This window comes from Desulfosarcina alkanivorans, from assembly GCF_009688945.1.
Classification (GTDB): domain Bacteria; phylum Desulfobacterota; class Desulfobacteria; order Desulfobacterales; family Desulfosarcinaceae; genus Desulfosarcina; species Desulfosarcina alkanivorans.
Map to the genome: position 1 here is coordinate 2,090,942 of NZ_AP021874.1, position 12,978 is coordinate 2,103,919.

Sequence of the window (12,978 nt, forward strand, 5' to 3'; positions counted from 1 at the left end):
CGGGACAAATTTGAGGTAGTGGCTAAATAGTAGGGTTAGCTGCGGATTTTAGACTCACAAAAAAAAACGGTTCCAGTATCGATATAGATATGTGGTGGTGGGTTCATCTTGCTATCCAGCGGTGGTGTCAGACCATTCGGAAGATGCTTTCTGATAGCTAAAAATACAACCTAAATTGAAACCTTCAGCAGCCACGTACATAGCAGTAACAGCAAATATTCCTATTTAATGGATATGATATGGCTATCAAATGTGCCTATCAGAAAGTCTGAACCGGCGCATTTAGCATTTGATCTTTGTAATCATTTTTGATAGAAATTTTTCTCGAAAAGGTGCCGAAGCGCTTAATAGGAAATCCCGTGGAAGTCGGGAGCGGTCCCGCCGCTGTAATCGGGTACGAAATCCGCTGTTGCCACTGCATGTTATCGACATGTGGGAAGGTGTGGAGAGTAGGAAGATCCGAGAGTCAGAAGACCTGCCTTTAACAGACAACCATCCCTCTGCGCGGAAATAGAGTGGCGTGGTGACACAATCAAAGGGCCAAGAAAACTGGGTGCAGCCCTTCAGGCATGGAATGTCTGAAGGGCTTTTTGTATTGGGAATCATTCGCGGCGGGGTTGCAGACTACCATGAAAGGGGGTGTGACCAAAAAAACGAGCGGTTGATCTAATAGGGGGATGGTTGCTGAAGATCTATACTTGGTTAGCGTTTCTTTATCCAGTTGGCAGGTCTATCGGTAACATTTTTTCATGATAACGCAATGGTGGTAAGAAAGGAAACCCCGTGAAACGAATAATTGTTTTTTATTTGACGCTGATGATGGTGCTTTCCGGTTCGACAACGGCATTTTCTTCTATGGAGAAGCAACGAGTAGAGAAAAAAGCCATCGTGCTGGCTGTATTCGGAACGACTTATCCCAAGGCGCTTCAATCCATACTGAACCTGCAAGAGAAGATGCAACGCGCCTTTCCCGGTATACCGATCAGGATGGCCTTTACCTCGGAAATCATCCGAGCTAAGTGGGCGAAAAGGGCGAAGGATGACAAATGGCGCGCCGGACATCCCGAGGTGCCTGAATTTCTTTATAGCATTCGAAACCCGCTTGCTACGATCGCCATCCTTCAGGATGAAGGCTATCGGCATATCGCCGTGCAGTCCACGCATATATTTGCCGGCGAGGAATATGAAAATCTCAAATCCGAAATTGAAGCCTTGAATTCGATCGAAACCTTAAGGGATCGGGATAAGCCCTTTAAGAAAATCATTTTGGGGCGGCCGGCTTTGGGAGTATCCGGGGATGTCCGTCCCTACAGGGCGGATCTTGTGGCGGCTGCCGAAATCGTCAAGCACGATGCGGCGGAAGCCCGGAACAACCAATCTGCTCTCGTCTACATGGGGCATGGGAATGAGATTTTCTCAACCGGTGCTTATGTGGAGTTTGAGGCCGTGCTGCGCGATGCCAATCCAAACCTGCCGATTTTCATTGGCAACGTGGAAGGCTTTCCCGAACCGCAACGCGTATTGAAGGGACTGCAGCACGCCAACATTAAGCGGGTCACTTTATTTCCCCTGATGGTCGTTGCTGGGGATCACGCCGCCAACGACATGGCCGGCGATGAACCGGATTCATGGAAAAACATTTTTGAAAAGGCAGGCATTGAGGTGATACCGGTTTTGCGTGGTCTTGGAGAACTGGACGACTGGGCTGACCTGTATGTACGTCATCTTAAAGAGGCCATGTCAGACAACGGATTCTGATTTGGAATCCGCAACATGGATTGGAGGTCCAAGTCTGTTCCCAAAAAAGGTTTGGATCTCTAATCTTTTCTCAAATGTTAGTAAAAAATATTCATGCCGTTTCGATCTGCTTACGCTTGATAGGTTCCGGTTCTGGCCGGTTGATTCGGTATATTCTCCATCGTCCCACATAATGGACATCCCTGCATTCTGAGTGGTTTTTCAAGATTCGTGTGAGCAAGGAGTTTTTCGTCTTGAAAAAGCGTTAGCGTCGGACCATCTGCCTCAATCCGCCCGTTGTGGAGAAAAATGGCCCTTTCACACAGTTCCAGGGCCATATCCAGGTCATGGGTAGCGATGATTTTTGTGTGATCAAAGGTTTTTAGCAGTTTAATCAAACGACGACGAGACATGGCGTCCAGATTGGAGCTGGGCTCATCCATGACCAGAATATCCGGTGACATGGCGAGAACCGTCGCAATGGCGACGGCCCGTTTTTCGCCGCCGGAAAGTTTGTAGGGTGGGCGGCTGCTTAAATGCATTGCCCCGACTGTCTCGAGCGCACGCATAACCTGGCGTTTCACATCACTCTCGGGCACCCCCAGGTTCAGCAGGCCAAAGGCGACATCATCAAAAACGGTGGGCATAAACAGCTGGTCGTCCGGGTCCTGGAACACCATACCCACCGAACGACGCACCGCCTTCAGATTCTTTTTGGTCAGCGGGTAGTCTCCAATTCTCAGGACTCCCTCATCAGCAGTCAGACAACCGTTCAAATGAAGGAGCAAAGTCGTTTTGCCGGCACCGTTTGCCCCGACGAGTGCGACAGACTCACCATGAGTAATGCGAAAGGTGATGTCACTTATCCCGACAGTGCCGTCCGGATAAGCGAACTTCAGCTTTTCTGCTTGAACAATGTGATGGCTCATTGAATAAAACCCGTAATGATTTCACCAAATTTAACAGACAAATTCTGATATCTCAGAAGCACAAACAAACTTGACCAGCCGACAACAAATCCAATCTCGTTAAAACCGATCTTCATCGGTCTGATGGTATGAAAATGTCCATCAAACCCACGGCAACACATGCATAGATGGATCCGCTGGGCACGGTCGAGGGCGCGAAATAACAATTGCCCAACCAGTGGCACGAATAGCCCCACAGTCATCGTATTTGAATTGAACGATCTGAGCGATCTGGCCCTAACCATGCGTGCAGCTTCATCGATCAGGACAAACAAGTAACGATATAAAAACATGAGCTGAATAACAAAAGGCTTAGGGATGCGGAGCTTTTCCATGGCCATGCAGACGGAGTTAAAACCGGTCAGTGCGATTAATGTCAAGGCGGCCGATACCGTCAGCACAGATCGCAACATGATGGAGAGAAAGGAGATCCATCCGCCGGAAATATGGAGCGCGCCTATCTGTAAAAGGATCTCCCGATCCATCAATGGATTGAAAACGCCGATCAACATGGCAAATGGGGCAACTAAAAATACTTTTTTGATCAGGTAGGTAAACGGCAATGCACCGGCGGTGACAAGAAACATCGGATAGATTAAAAACGGGATCAGTGCCGAAAGCGTGTATTTGTCGAAGGAGACGACCGTAACAATAAACACCAGTGTCGTGATCAATTTGGCCCGCGGGTCCAGACGATGCAATACGCTGTCGCCGCTGGCCAGTGTATCCATGTACCCGATATCGATTAAATGGCTGTCAATTTTATTCATGTCAGCAATGCCAGTGGGCAGTGGACGAATACCCCCTGCCCATTGAATACTCTCTTTCCTCTGGCTGCAGGTATTGCCTGCAACCCATTCAGATCTTTACTGCACGGCGCCTCAGCGCGATTCCGACCAGAAAAACAAGCAAGAGGGTTAAACTGCCGCCAACTAAGCCGGCTACCGACGTTCCCGGATCGACGGCCGGCCAGGATGGTGATGTCTCGGTTTCGTGTCCGCCTGGGTTCGTCTTAAAACCATAATCCGGTAGAAAGGCCGTTTTTGCCTGGAGATCGGCCAAAGGCACGTGAGCTCCCTTTTCCGGGTTTTCTAACTCTTCGACGCCTGCCGTTTTGAACATGGACCACTCCAATCCGTCCGGATGACTTGAAGCAAACCAGCTCAATACGCCCCCGGTGATGATGGCGATGATCAGAAAACCTAAAAGTACCTTGCGAATGGAAAGCGCACCGATAGGGACGGACTTGGCCGCTGTAATCAAGATTTCCGGTCGGGATTTCCAGACAAAAATGATAACCGCCGCCGTGACAAACCCCTCCACCACGCCAATGGCCAGGTGAATCGGTTGCATCAGCAGCAGGAAGGTGCCGAAAGGCAGTTCAGATATACCAGAAAAATAGGTTTGCAGGACGACACAAAAAGCACCTAATTGCAGCCCGACAACGGCGGCAATGATGGCGCCGGCCATAATTCGCCTCTGTGATGTATGGTCACCGGTTATTTTTTTGTAAATCAAGGGATAGGCGACAAAACATGGGAAAAAACCAAGGTTGAAAATATTACACCCAAGAGCCAGTAAACCGCCATCGGCGAAAAACAGCGCCTGAACAGTCAATACCGATGCCATCGCAAGAAAAGCGGCGTAAGGTCCGAGAAGGATCGCCAGGATCATTCCGCCGCCCAAATGACCGCTGGATCCGGTGGCCGGGATGGTGAAGTTGATCATCTGGGCTGCAAAAATAAATGCTCCCACCACTCCCATGAGTGGTATTTTGCGATCGTCAAGTTGTTCCTTGACCTTCTTTGAGCTATACCCGATAAGCCCTGCCGTCGCTGCCCACATGGTTGCGCCTACAGCAGGTGAAATTAACGCATCCGCCATATGCATAACGTTTTCTCCTCCTTTCATTCAGCTGAACAATAATGAAACTCAGCAAAAAAAAACCACGCAAAGCAAGTGTAAGAATTTACACAAACCTTCGTGGTCGATTAATTATAAATTTTTCTAAACGTGTTCGTAAGCTTCTTGCCTACGATGATGGCCTGATCTTTAGAACAATCCGTTTCCCTAAGTCAATAAAATTTGCATGGCTGACTATTTGGCTGGCCGAAAAAATAAAGGATTTTTTTGCTTATGTCCGTTTTGACAGTTGCGGTGCATGAAGCGTAATTTTAAGGATCTCACCACGGTTCCACAGCCGCATGCGCGGTCCCCAGGTCCCGACCCCCCGGCTCACGAGCACCGGCATGCCGTCAATGTCGTATCGGCCGGCGAGCAGTGGGTAAACCGTCTGAACCAGATAACCAAACGGCCAGATCTGCCCACCATGGGTGTGACCCGCAAGCATCAGCTCAACACCGGCTGCAGCGGCGCGATTTGCCTGCCACGGTGTGTGCGACAACAGCACCGTAGCCCCTTTCGGCCGGTTGGCAAGTGCACGACCGAGTGGGTCTCCGTCGAGATGGCGACGCTTGTGGTTGGTGAGGTCGTTCACACCGGATAGGACGAGTCCCGGCACCACTTCAGCCCATTGATTATCGAGACGGCGAAGTCCAGCCAGTTCCAAGAGGTCGATGGCTGCATCAGTTTGATGAGACTCGTGGTTGCCTTCGACGAACCACTTGCCCAGAGGCACAGCGAGTTGACGCAAGGCCGGAAGGTCGGTCGGCGCACCGCCGTGGCCCTCGAATATGTCTCCGAGAAAAACAAGAAGATCCGGGTGAAGCACCTTGATCTCATTCACCCGCTTCGCGAACCACCGTTCTCCAAGAATAGCACCGAGGTGAGTATCGGAGACGGCGACGATTGCTTTGCCGTCCAGCTCAGCCGGCAGGCTGGGAAGCGTCACCGCATAGGAAACCACCGCCGGTGCTCGAAATCCTTGAACCAATGCGATGCCGGACAGAATGACCCCTGCGACCATTGCCCATCCGTACAAAAGCGGTGTCCATCTTGAAAACGCGTGCCCGAAGAGCGTTAAAAGATCGACAACGAAAAGTACGGTAGCGATGAGCAGTACCGATCCCAGCAGTGTCATCCCGGCAAATTCGATTACACCGGCTATGATACTGGTTCCCTGGTGCCCAAGGATCCGCGCGAGAAAGAAAACAGCCCAGGTGACGATGCCGAGTCCAATAAGGCTCCTGCGGGAAAAGCGGTGTTTGAGCAGGGGTACCGATTTAGCGCGCCACAACACGTAGACAAGCAGAATCGTATACGTGGTGGTCAAGACGACACCAAACATGTTGTATCCTCCAAAGTCGAGATGACCCACCGGAGAGAACCTCGACAGGTTCAGGTCTTACTTAGTCGTTGTCACCCGCATGGCTGTCGCCGTGGTCGCGGCGGAATCTCTGTTCACTCGATAGATCGGTCGCGTTTAACTCACACGTCAGGTACGCGACAAGCATGGTTACCACTTCGTCCACGAAATCGGTTCGCGCGATGAACTGTTCGTCGGGATGGGCTGCGAACCGATGGGTCAAGCTTTCGACGGTCTGAACGACCATGAAGCCGGCATGCGCCATGTCTGTGCGCCGAACCTCCGGGTACAAACGCAGAAGGCCGGCCACGGTCTTGGCGGCATGCCGTTCAGCCTCCAGCAACGCCTGGTGTACGCGCTCGGGCAACGGCGTCTCCTCGAGCAGGATATGCTGCAAGCGCGGTTGTCCGTAGTGCATCTCCAACATTCCCGTCACATAGTCGTGCAGGGACTCACATAGTCCATGCTGCTCAACCACCATATGCCCCACCCACTCGTGAAGGCGGTGGTCGGTCTCGGCGATATGCTGCTCGAGTAACGCCACAGCGATCGAATCCTTGCTCGGGAAATATTGATACAGCGTTCCGATCGACACGCCCGCCCGCTCGGCGATGCGATTGGTCGTCCCGGCCGCGTACCCGTGAGTTTCGAAAACCTGAGCCGCCGCAGTGATAATCGCATTCACAGTGGCTTTTGAACGCTGTTGAACCGGCGGTTTTCGTGGTTCAAGGAGTTGCTTCCGAGTTGCCATATGAAATAATCCAAATGCGAGTTGATAAAAAATGAATATTTACTCATAATTAGTCATAACGTCAAGGACCCATTTTGGTTGAACCCATTCCGGAGGAGCTATGAGCGAGCCACAAGACCACACGAGCGAGATGCCCAAGAAGGAGACGCGGGTCACGAGCACCGTTTTGGATCTCGGTGGGCTTTCCGGCCTCAGCGAGGAGCAAGTCCAGGAGCGAATGCTGCAGGAAGGACCAAACGAACTGCCTGCGCAGAAGAAAAGGAGCCTGCTCACCATCGGCCTCGAGGTTGCCCGTGAGCCCATGTTCCTCATGCTCGTCGCCGCAGGAAGTTTGTACCTCCTCATGGGTGAACCGACCGATGCCCTGATGCTGCTCGGTTTCGTGTTCGTTGTCATGGCCATCACCATCATTCAGGAACGACGTACGGAACGTGCCCTGGAGGCGTTGCGCGATCTGTCGAGTCCTCGGGCCCTTGTCATTCGTGGTGGTGTCCATCGGCGTATCGCCGGGCGAGACGTAGTTAGGGGTGACTTCGTGGTTCTTTGCGAGGGTGACCGCGTTCCCGCGGATGGTCTCCTGCGGCGAGGTATAAACCTTTCGGTGGATGAGTCGCTGCTGACCGGAGAGTCCGTTCCGGTAAGAAAAGCCGCATCGGTCGATGCTCGGGAACTCGACAAGCCTGGTGGCGATGACCTGCCCTCGGTGTTCTCCGGGACCCTGGTCACCTCCGGACAGGGTATTGCCGAGATTGTGGCGACGGGCCTGCGTTCAGAGCTGGGCAAGATCGGCAAGGCACTTGAGCAGGTTGAGCCGGAATCGACGCTCTTGCAGAAAGAGACGGGACGCCTGGTCCGCACCTTTGCCATTGTGGGACTCATGGCCTGCACACTGGTGGTGGTGGTTTTCGCCTTGACACGCGGCGGCGGTGCCGATGTCTGGAAACAAGGGTTGCTGGCCGGCATTGCCATGGCCATGGCCACACTCCCCGAGGAGTTCCCGGTCGTGCTGACGGTCTTTTTGGCGCTGGGCGCCTGGCGGATCTCGCGCAGCAGCGTGCTCACGCGTCGGATGCCGGCAGTCGAGACCCTGGGGGCGGCGACGGTCCTGTGTGTCGACAAGACCGGAACCCTCACACAGAACCGGATGACCCTGCGCAAGCTCGCCGTGCACGGTAACACCATTGATCTCACCACGCTGTTCACTGGGCTACCGGAGGAACTGCACAGCCTGCTTGAAAACGCGATCCTGGCCAGCAAGCGAGACCCCTTCGACCCGATGGAGCGAGCCCTGCACGAGGCGGGCGACCACCTGGTCAAGGATACCGAACATCTGCATCCGGACTGGTCGCTGGCACGCGAATATCCGCTGACTCCCGGTCTGCTCGCGGTGAGTCATGCATGGAGCACCGGGAACGGCGCTGAAATGGTGGTGGCGGCCAAAGGTGCACCGGAGGCCATCGCCGATCTGTGCCACCTTGAACCGGCGCTGCTTGAATCGCTGTCGCGGGAGGTAGAGTCCCTGTCATCCCAGGGTCTCCGTGTTCTTGGCGTTGCGCGCGGCCTCACGGGCCAGACAAGCCTTCCCGAGGCGCATCACGACCTTGCATTCGAGTTTATCGGCCTGCTCGGGTTCGAGGATCCGCTGCGGCCGACGGTACCTGCCGCGGTCGCCGAATGCCAGGCTGCCGGTGTTCGCGTGGTGATGATCACGGGTGACTATCCCACGACCGCCCAAAGCATCGCCCGCCAGGCGGGGCTTGGAAATTGTGAAACGGTGATCTCGGGACCCGAATTGGACCGCATGTCCGACGAGGAGCTTGCCCGACGGATGGGGGATGTACAGGTCTTTGCCCGCGTCGTTCCCGAACAGAAGCTGCGCATCGTCAACGCGCTGAAAGCCAACCGGGAAGTCGTCGCCATGACCGGTGACGGGGTCAATGACGCGCCTGCGCTCAAGGCCGCGCACATCGGCATCGCCATGGGTGGCCGCGGAACCGATGTGGCCCGGGAATCCGCTTCCCTCGTGCTGCTGGATGATGACTTTTCATCCATCGTCGCGGCGATTCGGCTCGGACGGCGCATCTTCGATAACATCAAGAAGGCCATCGCCTTCATCCTGGCGGTGCATGTACCCATCGCGGGGCTATCGATGCTGCCGGTCTTCTTCGCCGACTGGCCCCTCCTCCTGTTGCCGGTTCACATCGTGTTCCTGGAACTGATCATCGATCCCTCATGCACCCTCATCTTCGAAGCCGAGGACGCCGAGGCCGACGTGATGCGGCGGCCTCCCAGGAACCCGGATGAGCGGCTGTTTTCAAGACGGACGATCGGCGTGGCCGTGATGCAGGGGCTCAGCGTTCTTGCGGTCTGCCTAATTGTCTTCCTTCTCGCACGTACCGGCCATTCGGCTGACTCCGCCCGCGCACTGACGTTCGCGACCCTGGTCGTGGCTTTCATCGTTATCATCCTCGTCAACCGGTCCTGGACAAGATCCGCATTTGAGATGCTGCGTGTCCCCAACGCCGCGCAAAAATGGGTGGTGATCGGCGCGTGTGCCTTCCTGGCAGTTGTTCTTCTGGTACCGGTCGCTCAGCGGCTCTTTTACTTTGCACCGCTTCACCCTACGGATCTAATCTTTAGCCTCTGCGCCGGGTTGGTCTGCGTTCTGTGGTTCGAAGTGGTCAAGCACGCAAAACGGCACCAGGGAACCTGGACATGAGCTTGAACCGCATGGCATATCAATCGACAACCGCTTCCAAGCAGAGGCATCAAGGAGTCAACACAATGATCTATGTGACCTTTTCGAAAGGAGACAAAAAATGAACAAGCAGAAACTGAAATTATCAGCCCTGATGCTGATCTGTTTGACAGGGTTGGTGTGCTTGTTTGCAGTACCTGTCATGGCCGATGATGGGCATGGGCGGTTAGGGATCTTCGAGCGGGAGGACCAGCACAAAATCCCCTTTCTGGGATCCGACGATGAAGGGAACGAAACCGCCGGCCAGATCGCTGCCTGGCTTCTCCTGGCGGCAAATTTTCCCATTGTTTTAAGCATTCTGATCAAGGGGATCAATCGATTCTCACCTCTGGGGGCTGAGTTAAAAAAATCACTGGCGAAATTCAACCGCTTTCAAAAAAAGCATCTAATGGTTGTGCACTATTACCTGAACCTTGCCATCTTGGGTGTTGTTGTCTGGCACTATCTGTCCTCTCGCTGCCTGTCGACCTCTCTTCCTGAGTGGGGCCTGGTATTGATGATGGTTTTCATCACCTTTGGGATTCTCATCAAGTTCAAGTGGTGTCCCAAAGCTTTTCGAAAAAATGTTTACCAGATCCATACGCAACCGATTATTTTTATTACCATGATTCTGGTTTTGACGGTCGGCCATCTGATCGTCGAATGAACTACCCCGCAGCAGAGCTGTCGGGGTATCAACCACTAACTGCAAAAAAGGAAACGCAGCAAGCTGCGGGGAATTTACCCCAAGAGATTAAACTCATGAAAAAAAGACGACAACACCACCGATCCGTTTCGTCCATGAAATCGTTGACCCCATGACCCTCTCCCTATTGTTGACAATTGGATATCCAGACGCGAACCAGCCTGCTGACGGCCCGGCATGATTATAAAAAGTTGCGCAGGTAATCATAAAGTTGTGCGTTCATGTTAGTATGGCAGGTAAAAGATCGACAGGAGGAGGATCAGATGCAATGTTTTGAAATCAGGAAAAGGCTTAACGCCTGGGTGGACAATGAATTGCCGCTTCATGATGCCGAAGAGGTAGCGTGTCATCTAAAAAATTGCCTGAGTTGCCGCCTTGCAGCCAAGGATATTCAAGAGATAGTGGATTCAATGGACGCTTTGCCGGCTATTCACGCCCCGGTCACACTCTCCCGAAAAACCCTACGTTCTTTCCGGGTCAATTTCGAGAAGCCGGGGATGGCGGAATGGTGGCAAGGTTTGAGTTTAGCCATGCGGGGTGCGGTTTTCGGTGTCGTCCTGGCCGGCCTACTATGTGGTGCTATGCTGGGTACCAGTATCTACTCGCTTGGACCTGACAGCCAGGCCAATCCCTACCGAGCCGTTTATGCCAGCAAAGGAATTTTGCCGTGAATTTTCTCAATAGACGCATATTCATCATTTTCTCCGTAGCTCTGAATATCGGGTTTGTGATTATGGCGATCACGATGGCCTACCATCATTCCAAGCCGTTTCATGAACGCTCCTGGTATGAATTGGTTGATTTAGTTCAACACCTTAAACTTCCGGAGTCGCAGGAAAGTGCTGCACTGGACGCCATAAAACAATTCAGAGTAACTTTGGAAAAACACAAACAGGATGCTAAACAAGACCGCCGCAAGATATTCCTTATGTTTGCGAAAACCGGACCGGTGGATGAAGATCAACTGGATCAACTGATTGAAGCGGCCGACAATCAGGAAAAAATTAAAAACCAAGCCTTTGAGGCCCATTTACTCGAATTACGTAACCTGCTGGGGGATGAAAAAAGAGCTCAGTTTTTTTCCTTATTACTGGAACATCTAACCGCTGAGGATAAATCGCCGTCCAGATGATCTTGCAGCGAACCCACTCCCGCCAAAGCGATGCACACCTGGTTAGGTTGGTCTCAGAAGGAAATGAACGGGCTTTTCGTGAGCTCTTGCATCGCCACCAGGATGCCGTGTATGGATTTGCCCGTCGCATGTTGGGAGACTCCCAAGAAGCCGAAGATGTGACCCAGGATACATTTTTGCGGCTCTACCGTGCCTCAAGCCGTTACCGTCCGGAGGCCTCTCTGCGGACCTTTCTGTTCAGGATTGCAAAAAACATTTGCATTGATTACCATCGCAAAAAACGTCCTGAACTTATGGCGCAACTCCCTGAAATCGCCACTGAAGAAACCCCCCTTGATCTGCTGGAAAGCGCAATCGAGGCAGGTCGCCTGGAAAAGGCCATCGAAGCTCTTCCAGCCAATCAACGAGCGGCCCTATTGCTACGGCACGGCGAACAAATGCGCTACAACCAGATCGCCGAGGTTATGGAACTGTCGGTCAGTGCAGTGGAATCCCTACTGGTGCGTGCCCGCCGAACTTTGCGCCGGGATCTATACACCTGAAGTTGATCTTCCCATGATACCATAGGCTGATTTTTTGCACTTGTGATTTAATTTGCGCAGGTTTTGGCTATCTCAATCGTTATATATGTATCGGCCTTGGCTATCTTATCATAGGTTAACCAGCCCTTAAAAAAATAAAAGGAGAGAAAAATGAAATGCCCAGTGTGCAATCTTGATCTACTGATGACGGAAAGGCAGGGTGTCGAGATTGATTACTGTAAACAATGCCGTGGGGTTTGGCTTGACCGGGGTGAATTGGATAAGATTGTTCAACGGTCAACAATAGAAATGTCTCAAAGCCCACCGGGAGAAAGCACTTATGTCCATCACGGCAAGCATCATGACAAGGGATACAACAGGAAGAAAAGAAACTTTCTTATGGACTTGTTCGACTGAGAAATAAGACCGTCTCTTTAAATTAACAGATATAACCCCAACCTGTAATAAGGGTAGTGCTTTCCATTTAGCAAAACCTGCATCGGTCAGAGAAGAATAAACTATGAACCGTACTCTCAGCAAAAACATCTTGGGAATAACCCTGTTGATTATTTTCGCGGCCTTGGCGGAAACAACTGTCGCCGATGATAATGGTAAAAGGCATCAACATCGGGAACGTCGACACAACGATGACAATCACCATCGAGAAAGGGCCCTCAAGCCGGTCAGCAACGCCACCTATGCCGATCAATGCGGAGCCTGCCATTTTGCTTATCAACCGGAATTACTTCCGGTTGGGTCGTGGGAAAAAATTCTTGGCGGCATCGATGATCATTTCGGCGAAGCTGTTGATCTCGATCCGGATACAAGGTCCGAGATCGCCGGCTATTTATCATCCAATGCCGCCAATACATCATCAGCCGAATTGTCCAGAAAAATACTCAAGTCCCTTGACGGTAGGACGCCATTGCGTATCACCGACATCCCTTATATTCGCAAGGAACATCATGAAATCGCTGCACAGGTGGTCAAACGGCCATCGGTGGGATCCTGGTCCAACTGCATCGCCTGCCATCGAACTGCGGAAAATGGCGTATACGATGACGATCGCGTTTCCATTCCGGAATAGTTGGGGATGTGTTACTATTTTTGACAACTGGTCCTCTATCTGATGCATAAGCAATTTAATACTGCTGGTCTCAA

General features: G+C 52.4%; 14 protein-coding genes and 1 riboswitch. Of the genes, 9 read left to right on the forward strand and 5 right to left on the reverse strand.

Annotated features, from left to right (window positions below):
* The first annotated feature begins 313 nt into the window (after positions 1-313).
* A riboswitch (cobalamin riboswitch) is annotated at positions 314-497 on the forward strand.
* A 286-nt stretch (positions 498-783) separates the two neighbouring features.
* Positions 784-1,758, forward strand: coding sequence for a sirohydrochlorin cobaltochelatase (locus tag DSCA_RS09220; RefSeq protein WP_231716424.1), 975 nt, complete (start codon positions 784-786; stop codon positions 1,756-1,758).
* Positions 1,759-1,868: 110 nt separating this feature from the next.
* Here the strand turns inward: DSCA_RS09220 and DSCA_RS09225 are convergent, their stop codons facing one another.
* From DSCA_RS09225 to DSCA_RS09235, 3 genes are all read right to left on the reverse strand, one after another.
* Positions 1,869-2,666: an energy-coupling factor ABC transporter ATP-binding protein gene (locus DSCA_RS09225; RefSeq protein WP_155316155.1), complete on the reverse strand. Its 798-nt coding sequence runs from the start codon at positions 2,664-2,666 to the stop codon at positions 1,869-1,871.
* Entirely contained in the window at positions 2,663-3,475 is an 813-nt protein-coding gene (cbiQ, locus tag DSCA_RS09230) for a cobalt ECF transporter T component CbiQ (RefSeq protein WP_155316156.1), read from the reverse strand. Before cbiQ ends, DSCA_RS09225 begins: the two co-directional genes overlap by 4 nt.
* Before the next feature lie 88 nt (positions 3,476-3,563).
* Complete coding sequence (locus DSCA_RS09235) at positions 3,564-4,595, reverse strand: energy-coupling factor ABC transporter permease (protein ID WP_155316157.1); 1,032 nt, start codon at positions 4,593-4,595, stop codon at positions 3,564-3,566.
* 35 nt (positions 4,596-4,630) lie between these two features.
* Here DSCA_RS09235 and DSCA_RS09240 point away from each other — a divergent pair, with 35 nt between their 5' ends.
* Complete coding sequence (locus tag DSCA_RS09240) at positions 4,631-4,870, forward strand: hypothetical protein (protein ID WP_155316158.1); 240 nt, start codon at positions 4,631-4,633, stop codon at positions 4,868-4,870.
* Here the strand turns inward: DSCA_RS09240 and DSCA_RS09245 are convergent.
* Together DSCA_RS09245 and DSCA_RS09250 are read right to left on the reverse strand one after the other, a co-directional pair.
* Positions 4,840-5,952, reverse strand: coding sequence for a metallophosphoesterase (locus DSCA_RS09245; RefSeq protein WP_155316159.1), 1,113 nt, complete (start codon positions 5,950-5,952; stop codon positions 4,840-4,842). The two genes, DSCA_RS09240 and DSCA_RS09245, sit on opposite strands and share 31 nt — an antisense overlap.
* Positions 5,953-6,013: 61 nt before the next feature.
* On the reverse strand, positions 6,014-6,721 hold the full coding sequence (locus tag DSCA_RS09250; protein ID WP_155316160.1) for a TetR/AcrR family transcriptional regulator: 708 nt from the start codon (positions 6,719-6,721) through the stop codon (positions 6,014-6,016).
* A gap of 100 nt (positions 6,722-6,821) precedes the next feature.
* Between DSCA_RS09250 and DSCA_RS09255 the strand changes: the two genes are divergently transcribed.
* From DSCA_RS09255 to DSCA_RS09285, 7 genes are all read left to right on the forward strand, one after another.
* Positions 6,822-9,440 (forward strand): cation-translocating P-type ATPase, encoded by a 2,619-nt coding sequence (locus tag DSCA_RS09255; protein WP_231716425.1) that lies wholly within the window; start codon positions 6,822-6,824, stop codon positions 9,438-9,440.
* Positions 9,441-9,540: 100 nt separating this feature from the next.
* Positions 9,541-10,125, forward strand: a complete 585-nt coding sequence (locus DSCA_RS09260; RefSeq protein WP_155316161.1) for a phospholipase D-like domain-containing protein — start codon at positions 9,541-9,543, stop codon at positions 10,123-10,125.
* 302 nt (positions 10,126-10,427) lie between these two features.
* Positions 10,428-10,835, forward strand: coding sequence for an anti-sigma factor family protein (locus DSCA_RS09265; protein ID WP_167527683.1), 408 nt, complete (start codon positions 10,428-10,430; stop codon positions 10,833-10,835).
* Complete coding sequence (locus tag DSCA_RS09270; protein WP_155316163.1) at positions 10,832-11,296, forward strand: periplasmic heavy metal sensor; 465 nt, start codon at positions 10,832-10,834, stop codon at positions 11,294-11,296. Before DSCA_RS09265 ends, DSCA_RS09270 begins: the two co-directional genes overlap by 4 nt.
* Entirely contained in the window at positions 11,293-11,838 is a 546-nt protein-coding gene (locus DSCA_RS09275) for an RNA polymerase sigma factor (RefSeq protein ID WP_155316164.1), read from the forward strand. The genes DSCA_RS09270 and DSCA_RS09275 overlap by 4 nt, the downstream gene beginning before the upstream one ends.
* A 150-nt stretch (positions 11,839-11,988) precedes the next feature.
* Positions 11,989-12,234, forward strand: coding sequence for a TFIIB-type zinc ribbon-containing protein (locus DSCA_RS09280; RefSeq protein WP_155316165.1), 246 nt, complete (start codon positions 11,989-11,991; stop codon positions 12,232-12,234).
* Positions 12,235-12,337: 103 nt separating this feature from the next.
* Complete coding sequence (locus DSCA_RS09285; protein WP_155316166.1) at positions 12,338-12,904, forward strand: diheme cytochrome c; 567 nt, start codon at positions 12,338-12,340, stop codon at positions 12,902-12,904.
* Positions 12,905-12,978 lie beyond the last annotated feature (74 nt).

Coding starts and splice junctions, on each gene's coding strand:
- DSCA_RS09225 (WP_155316155.1), bottom strand. CDS start 2,666: ATGAGCCATCACATTGTTCAAGCAGAAAAGCTGAAGTTCGCTTATCCG.
- cbiQ (WP_155316156.1), bottom strand. CDS start 3,475: ATGAATAAAATTGACAGCCATTTAATCGATATCGGGTACATGGATACA.
- DSCA_RS09235 (WP_155316157.1), bottom strand. CDS start 4,595: ATGCATATGGCGGATGCGTTAATTTCACCTGCTGTAGGCGCAACCATG.
- DSCA_RS09240 (WP_155316158.1), top strand. CDS start 4,631: ATGAAACTCAGCAAAAAAAAACCACGCAAAGCAAGTGTAAGAATTTAC.
- DSCA_RS09245 (WP_155316159.1), bottom strand. CDS start 5,952: ATGTTTGGTGTCGTCTTGACCACCACGTATACGATTCTGCTTGTCTAC.
- DSCA_RS09250 (WP_155316160.1), bottom strand. CDS start 6,721: ATGGCAACTCGGAAGCAACTCCTTGAACCACGAAAACCGCCGGTTCAA.
- DSCA_RS09255 (WP_231716425.1), top strand. CDS start 6,822: ATGAGCGAGCCACAAGACCACACGAGCGAGATGCCCAAGAAGGAGACG.
- DSCA_RS09260 (WP_155316161.1), top strand. CDS start 9,541: ATGAACAAGCAGAAACTGAAATTATCAGCCCTGATGCTGATCTGTTTG.
- DSCA_RS09265 (WP_167527683.1), top strand. CDS start 10,428: ATGCAATGTTTTGAAATCAGGAAAAGGCTTAACGCCTGGGTGGACAAT.
- DSCA_RS09275 (WP_155316164.1), top strand. CDS start 11,293: ATGATCTTGCAGCGAACCCACTCCCGCCAAAGCGATGCACACCTGGTT.
- DSCA_RS09280 (WP_155316165.1), top strand. CDS start 11,989: ATGAAATGCCCAGTGTGCAATCTTGATCTACTGATGACGGAAAGGCAG.
- DSCA_RS09285 (WP_155316166.1), top strand. CDS start 12,338: ATGAACCGTACTCTCAGCAAAAACATCTTGGGAATAACCCTGTTGATT.